At 59.3% G+C, this 7,257-nt stretch carries 7 protein-coding genes and 2 pseudogenes; all 9 read right to left on the reverse strand.

Going from position 1 to position 7,257, the window contains the following annotated elements:
* Positions 1 to 236 precede the first annotated feature (236 nt).
* A complete protein-coding gene (locus tag JV551A3_RS22660) occupies positions 237 to 1,874 on the reverse strand; it encodes a recombinase family protein (RefSeq protein ID WP_133974327.1) in 1,638 nt (545 codons plus the stop codon).
* 60 nt (positions 1,875 to 1,934) lie between these two features.
* Positions 1,935 to 2,123 (reverse strand): annotated as a pseudogene (locus JV551A3_RS22665) (FKBP-type peptidyl-prolyl cis-trans isomerase); the annotation flags it as partial.
* Between the two features lie 74 nt (positions 2,124 to 2,197).
* Complete coding sequence (locus tag JV551A3_RS22670; RefSeq protein WP_133974329.1) at positions 2,198 to 2,605, reverse strand: GFA family protein; 408 nt, start codon at positions 2,603 to 2,605, stop codon at positions 2,198 to 2,200.
* 172 nt (positions 2,606 to 2,777) lie between these two features.
* Complete coding sequence (locus JV551A3_RS22675) at positions 2,778 to 3,566, reverse strand: PhzF family phenazine biosynthesis protein (protein ID WP_133974332.1); 789 nt, start codon at positions 3,564 to 3,566, stop codon at positions 2,778 to 2,780.
* Positions 3,567 to 3,616: 50 nt separating this feature from the next.
* Positions 3,617 to 4,555, reverse strand: a complete 939-nt coding sequence (locus JV551A3_RS22680; RefSeq protein WP_133974334.1) for a 2-hydroxyacid dehydrogenase — start codon at positions 4,553 to 4,555, stop codon at positions 3,617 to 3,619.
* Positions 4,556 to 4,646: 91 nt separating this feature from the next.
* The gene (locus tag JV551A3_RS22685; RefSeq protein WP_166674290.1) at positions 4,647 to 4,862 is read right to left on the reverse strand and encodes a hypothetical protein; all 216 of its coding nucleotides are present in this window, start codon (positions 4,860 to 4,862) and stop codon (positions 4,647 to 4,649) included.
* A gap of 654 nt (positions 4,863 to 5,516) precedes the next feature.
* Positions 5,517 to 5,936 carry a hypothetical protein gene (locus JV551A3_RS22700; protein ID WP_133974338.1) on the reverse strand — a complete coding sequence of 140 codons (420 nt, stop codon included), beginning with the start codon at positions 5,934 to 5,936 and terminating at the stop codon, positions 5,517 to 5,519.
* A 12-nt stretch (positions 5,937 to 5,948) separates the two neighbouring features.
* Positions 5,949 to 7,136 carry a c-type cytochrome biogenesis protein CcmI gene (ccmI, locus tag JV551A3_RS22705; RefSeq protein WP_133974340.1) on the reverse strand — a complete coding sequence of 396 codons (1,188 nt, stop codon included), beginning with the start codon at positions 7,134 to 7,136 and terminating at the stop codon, positions 5,949 to 5,951.
* A pseudogene (locus tag JV551A3_RS22710) lies at positions 7,129 to 7,257 on the reverse strand (cytochrome c-type biogenesis protein CcmH); the annotation flags it as partial. The gene ccmI and the pseudogene JV551A3_RS22710, both read right to left, overlap by 8 nt.

Consider the following 7,257-nt stretch of genomic DNA (forward strand, 5'->3'; position numbering starts at 1 on the left):
GGAGATAAGTGCGAGCAAGTCAACCAAAGGGGAAATTGACTCACTCGCGAACAACCCTGCGACAAGAAGGGAGGAGAAGCACAGGATTGTTTGGGGAAAGGCTTAGAGGATACCTTGAGAGCAAAAGAAATATTTCTGAGCTCTATTAATTAAATAATAGCAACCGCCGTCGAAATTTGTCAATACCCGTTGTAAATGTTTTATCGATTTTATGGAAAATTTAATAACTGCTTCCGCTATGCTTCTGGAACATACGCATATTCAAATGGTTCAGGTGCTGATATAAGCTTGTAAGAGCGACGCAACATATACCTCACTTGCTCAACTGGATTATCAGTTGGCTTACCCCATTCCAAGGTTGCAGGAACGTCAGGGGAGATTATTGTTTCCTCCCCTAAGTACATGATTCGATAACCTAGCGTAACGTTGCTTTTTGGTTTACGCTTGGGTCCAAGGTACATCCACGGATATAGTTCACCAGCAACCTTCAACAGTTTGTTCGGATAAACGACAATCGAATATTCGACTTGCTTCAACAGAGAACTAAGCTGAATTGGGTCATGTATCATCATTTGATCTTGCGAAAGAACAGCACCAAACCCACCACCAGCATCTGGTGTACGTTCCAACACCGCAAGCTCATCCTCTACGACCTTACGCCGATTACTTTCATCTTCTAGCTTCTTCCACAACTCAGGGATATTAAGTGCAGCTGCTTTTTCAGTAAGGTTCGTAATCGTCGCTGTCAGAGCATCTCGCTCAGTTGTCAGTACTAGCTTTCGCTTGTCATTAACTGTAAGTTGGATTTGCTGCATCGCCTTATCTACCCAGTGCGTGGCCGTCAATGAGTAGATATAAACCGCAACCTGATAGGGAATGGTTTCATCGTTTGTACATCCTGCCTTCTTCAACCGATGATATGTCCCGCACCGTAGGTTATTAGGCTTACCATCCTTGTGATGAAGGATATAGTTTGATCCGCATGCTCCACACTTTACCAACCCTACAAGGAAGTGCTTTGACGTGCGTTCTCTAGGCTTAGTCGCTACCGCTTTCTTACGCTGTTGTGCCTGCATGAACAACTCAGGAGTTACAACAGGCTCGTAAACATTCGGTATATCTTGTGCGTCTTCCTTACCTTTATGATATTCCCAATAGCCAATAGCTGCTTTGTTGCGCAACCAAGCTTCGACAGTTGGACCTGAGCACGTTGCCAACTCAACTTCACCACTAGCTCGCAGACGATTAGCGATTGTGGTCTTGCCAATGCCACTCACATACCATTCAAAGGCTTGCCGAATGTACGGTGCAATGTTCTTTTTCAACTCGCCTTCGACAGTTAACCAGATCGGCACCCACCGTTTTACCGGCTCCCCATCCATAGCTTTTTGTCTTCTGATTCCATAGTTGGCAGTGATACGGTCGCTCAGTTGTTTTGAATACGACCATGCAGCTTGTATCTTTGCCATCAGCAAATGGATTTGAGGTGTGTTGATGCTGTCTTTCGTGTAAACGGTGTTGTCGTCTAGGGTTACGATAGAAATTCCAGCACGAAGAATTGGCAATATCAAATCACCAAGCATATCGGCGGTTTCCATACGCCCTGCACGGTCGATTGCTTCAACTAGAACAACGTCACCGGTCTTGATCGCCCCGGCCTTTACAGCGGCAAGCAGCTTGGCGAACCCGCCACCATCCTTGATGTGCTCACCATGGTACCCACTCTTGCCAAGGTCTCGATAGGTGAGGTCAGACAGGGTGTAGTCAGGGTTCTGACCCATCCAAACCATCACCATTTGATGCTGGCGTTCGGTACTGGTGCCGCTTGCCTGACGGGCACTGCTGAATCGAATGTAGGGTATGGCGGCTGGCATCGACCTGCTTCCTGCTGCGCAAAAAGGGCAGCATACACCGCAGTGTCATTTACTGAAAAGCTGTTCCCAGCCCTTGATTACCCGGCCGGTGCCAATCACGCACTGGAACGGTTTGCCACGTGACCAGGAGGAGTCGAACTCGCTGCCGTCGGCCAGCCAGCCGGTGTACTGGGTGGTGATCAGGGCACCTTTGACGGCGGCTTTGCCATCCCCCTCCACAAGGTCGATGATCTGCAGTTCCTGGCTCACGGGGCATCCTCCAACACTGGAAACAAAGCCGCCCTTTTCTCAGGTATGCAACGGTTTGGCAAGCCCGCTCTTGATCAGCCGAGCTGCTCGAAGGCTTCCTGGCCGGTCAGTTCCTTGGTCTGGTTGGCGAAGCAATACCAGGCGGGTTTCTCTTCGACGAAGATCTGCAGGTCGAAATCCCACGCCTGGTCGCCGTCGAGCAGCCCGACCGGTACGGCGTGAAAGTCATTGGCCTTGAGCCGGTAGTACAGGTGGGTTCCGCACTGGCCGCAAAAACCGCGCTGGGCCCAATCGGAAGACTCATAGACGCTGGGCGCGCGCCCTTCGATAACTGGCGGCTGGCTGCAGTGCACCACCAGCAAAGGGCCGCCGGTCCACTTGCGGCACATGCTGCAGTGGCAGGCGCTGATATGGGTGTTGTCGACGGTGACCTTGAGCCGTGTGGCGCCGCACAGGCAGGTGCCGTGTTTTTCCAGGGGCATGGCTGGCTCCTTGAGCGGAAGATGGGCCAGCCAGTATAGACGCCTGTACCGGCCTCATCGCCGGCAAGCCGGCTCCCACACCGACCGCGCCGCTCTCAGGCCAGTGCAGTACCTGTGGGAGCTGGCTTGCGGCGATGAGGCCGGCACAGGTAGCACAAGGCAGTTACCCAGGTCAGATGTACACAGTACCGCGCATGTACAGTGCCGCCCGCCCGCTGATGATCACCCGGCCGTTACCCGGCACTTCGCACTGCAGCTGCCCTTTGCGCCCCCCGCCCTGCTCGCAGCTCAGCACGTTCTTGCCCAGACGCTCAGCCCATATTGGCGCCAGCGAGGTGTGCGCCGAGCCCGTCACCGGGTCTTCGTTCACGCCGACCCGCGGGCCGAACCAGCGGGTGACGAAATCAAAGCCACGGCCTGCCGCGGTAACAGCGATACCGCGCACATCGAAAGCCGACAGCGCAACGAAATCCGGCTTCAGGGTGTCAAGCGACAGAGCGTCATCGATCACCACCACATAGTCGTCACTGCGGTACAGCGCCTGTGCCTGGCCAAGGCCCAGCGCCTGCAACAGGCCCGGCAGAATGTCCACGGCGACCGGCTGCTTGGCCGGGAAGTCCATGGCCAGCGAACCGTCGGCGTTGCGGCTGACCCGCAGCTCACCACTGCGGGTGTTGAAACGCAGCACTTGTGCTTGCTCGCCCAGCTGTTCGAACAACACATAGGCCGAGGCCAGGGTGGCATGGCCGCACAGGTCGACTTCCACGGTCGGGGTGAACCAGCGCAGGTCGAAGGTTTCGCCGTTGCGCACGAAGTAGGCAGTTTCCGACAGGTTGTTCTCTTCGGCGATGCGCTGCAGCACGTCGTCCGGCAGCCAGCTTTGCAGCGGGATCACTGCCGCCGGGTTGCCCCCGAACGGTTCGGCGGAAAACGCATCGACCTGGAAGATTTCAAGTTGCATGCACACACTCCTTGTTGCCCGATCGCTGCCAGGCAGATGTATGAAAAGGGTTACTGGCTTACCGGGGTCAACACGGCTTCGCCGGCAAAGAACGCCTGCAGGTTGCGCAGCACCAAGGTCACCGTGTCGCGCGCTGCCTCCGGCGACTGGCCGGCCACGTGGGGGGTGAGCACGGTGTTGCCAAGGGCCTTGAGGGCATCGGGTACCGCCGGCTCGTCGTCGAACACATCCAGTGCTGCACCAGCCAGCTGGCCATGCTGCAGCGCGGCTACCAGGGCCTTGGTGTCGACCACGCTGGCGCGGGCGATATTCACCAGATAGCCCTCGGGGCCCAAGGCCTCGAGCACCTGTGCATCGACCAGGTGGTGAGTGTTGGCACCGCCGGGGGTGGCCACCACCAGGATGTCGACAGCATCGGCCAGGTGCTGCGGGCTGTCGTACCAGGTGTAGGGCACATCCTGTCGCGGTGTGCGGTTGTGGTAGCTGACGGGCATGGCAAAGCCCAGGTTGGCACGCCTGGCGATAGCCAGGCCTACCGCACCAAGGCCGAGAATGCCGAGGCGCTTGCCACTCACCGAAGGGCTGATCACCCGGTTCCATTCTCCACGGCGGGTACTGGCATCGGCGCGGGGAATATCGCGCAACAACGCCAGCAGCAGGGCAAGGCTGTGGTCGGCGACCGCCTCGGCATTGGCCCCGGCGCCGTTGGTGACGGTGATGCCGCGCGCAGCGGCGGCGGCCAGGTCGACCTGCTCGTAGCCGGCACCGATCACGCAGATGATCTGCAGCTTGGGCAGAGCGTCGATTTCACTGGCAGTCAGGCCCAGCGGGCCGCGGGTGAGCACGGCATCGATTTCATCGGCATGGCGGCGGATGGCCTCCTCCCGCAGTTGCGGCGAAGGGGCACGGATCAGACGGTAGCCAGCCTGCTCCAGCATGGGCAGGTAATCATCGACGGTTTCCACCAGTACCAGGACTGTCTTGTGCATGCCACCTCCGGGTCAGTTCGAGGCGACATTATGCGGAGTCACCGGCCAGTACAGTCAACCGAAATAAAGAGGTGAAACTGCACTGTTCTGCTTAGCTCTTGATCTTGCTCTTGCTCTTGCTCTTGCTCTTGCTCTTGCTCTTGCTCTTGCTCTTGCTCTTGCTCTTGCTCTTGATCTTGATCTTGCTCTTGCTCTTGCTCTTGCTCTTGATCTTGATCTTGATCTTGCTCTTGATCTTGATCTTGATCTTGATCTTCGCGACTTCAGGAGGCTGAGCAGAGGTTTTGCGGAGGGAGGTGACGGGCATGGATGCCCGTCAAGCGCTGAGGCCCCATGGATGGGGCCTGCAGCGCGTACTCCCGGGAGCAAGACCGGCGCGAGGGAACCCTGTAGCGTAGCGGAGGGGCCGGATGATGGGAGCGCAGCGTTTTTTGGTTACTTTTTGCCGCGTTTGGCAAAAAGTGACTCGCCGTAAGGGCGAAAAGGTGAGTCAGCGTCGCCATCGTAAATGGACTATGCGCGATATCAAAACCAGTACTTTTCCGCTCTTCGCTCTTCGCTCTTCGCTTTCAAGCGTGAGCATCAACAACAAGGTCAACATTCATTTTCGAAGGTGGCACTTAATCACCTTTCCGCCCTTACGGCGGGTCACTTTTTGTCAAACGCGACAAAAAGTAACCAAAAAACGCTGGCTCCTATCATCCGGCCCCTACGCTTCGCTCCGGGGTCCCCTCGCTACGGGCCTGCTCCCGGGAGTACGCGCTGCAGGCCCCATCCATGGGGCCTCAGCGCTTGACGGGCATCCATGCCCGTCACCTCCCTCCGCAGTCCCTTCGCTCGGCCTCCTGAAGTCGCAATCTGCGGCGCCTGAACTATCGTGCGCTTAAAAGCAACGGCAACGGCAACGGCAACGGCAACGGCAACGGCAACGGCAACGGCAACGGCAACGGCAACGCTGCAATTATTGGGCGAACGCTCGCCCCAGACCACCCGGCACACCGCTGCTGTCAGTTTCCTGCCACGGCCCGTCCGGGCTCAGCGACCAGCTCCAGCCGTTGTCGAAGCGGTAGTAGGTCCGCTGGCGGTAGAAGGTATTGGGCTTCTTCTCCAGCACATACACACCCAGCTTCGGGTCCCAATGGCTCGCCCCGCCAGGTGGCGGCGCGAAGCTGGCCGAGGTGCGTGGCATCGGCTTTGGCGTGGCCGCAGGCTTGCTCGGCGCGGGGGCCGGCTGCCTGTCCGGCAAGGGCTTCACCGCCGGCCCCGGCTGTGGCGGCAGGCGCTCGATCGGTGGTTCGGGCTGCTCGTACGGCTCACGCACCGTACACGCAGACAAACCCAGGACGAGGGTGATCAGGGTCAGGCGGACGATGCTGTGCATGGCATTGCTCTCTTACGGGTCGGGGCTGTCGATGGTCAGGTGCTGGATGGCCTGGGTGGCGCTGGGCAGTGGCGTGCCCTGGCCAATCCACTCGCCATGGGTTGGCTGGCCAGCGCGTGATACACGTGCAACGAGTTGGACTTCGGCAAAGTCCGACAGTTTCATCTGCGGCATCATGGCGTCGGCGTCGGACAATTCCACCTCGATCGGCAATTGCGCCACGGTCACCCGCTTGGCCGCCAGCGGCATGGGTGGGCCATTACTGGCGCGGGCGAAGATGAACACCGTGTCATCCGGCTTGACCTTGTCCTTCAACGCCGCCGCCAGTTCCACCCGCACCTTCAAGCGAGCCGCCACGGGCGCCGCCTGCCCCGGCGATCCACCCAGGCGCTCGGCGGCGCGATCGATACCGCCCTGCAGCGCCGCTCGCGAGGCATCACCTTCCGGCAACTGCGCCAGCAGGCGCTTCCAGTAATCGATGGCTTCCTGGTAACGCTCGCCCTCGAAGGCAGCGATACCACGCAGGCCCAGGCTGGTCACTTCGTTGGGGTCGGCTTTCAGCGCCTCGTCAGTCAGCGCCTGCAGTTGCGGGCTCCATTTCTTGTCGGCCGCGAAGTACAACGCCTGTGCCCACTGCCCGAGCAATTCGGGCTGGCGACCGGCCAGGTTCACGGCGCGCTCGAAGGTACGCGCGGCATCGGCGGGGCGCTGCTCGGCCATGTAGGCTCGGCCCAGGAAGTACAACGCCTCGGCCGAATCCGGCTGGGCCTGCACCACCCGCTCCAGGCGGGCAGTCATTTCTTCCATCGACTTGGGCGCCTCGGCAAACTCCTGGGTCAGCTCCACCTTGTCGGCCGCACCGAAATGCAGGTACAGACCCAATGCCAGCAGCGGCACCAGCAGCGCCGCCAGCAACGGCAGGGCCTTGCCCAGGTGCCCCTGGCGCGGGGCTTCGGCACCCTCGGTATCCGCCAGCAGCTCACGGGCGGCCTCGTCACGGCCCTTGGCCATCTGCGCCTCGTCGAGCACGCCGGCGGCCTGCTGGGCAGCCAGTTCGGCGACGCGTTCCTGGTAAAGGGCCACGTTAAGGGCAGTTCGGTCTTCTTCCTGCTGGCGGCCACGGCCACGCAGGATCGGGATCAGCAGGAAGCTGAGGGCAGCGAGCAGCAGCAGGCCCGCGCTAAGCCAGAATTCAATCATGGGTCTGTTCTTTTTCCAGCAATTTGGCGAGACGCTCGCGTTCTTCGGCAGACAACTCGTTGGCGCCCTGCACGGCCGCACCGCGACGCCGGCGCACGATCAGCGCCAGCACCACGAAACC

Source organism: Pseudomonas inefficax, assembly GCF_900277125.1.
GTDB classification, from domain to species: Bacteria; Pseudomonadota; Gammaproteobacteria; order Pseudomonadales; family Pseudomonadaceae; genus Aquipseudomonas; species Aquipseudomonas inefficax.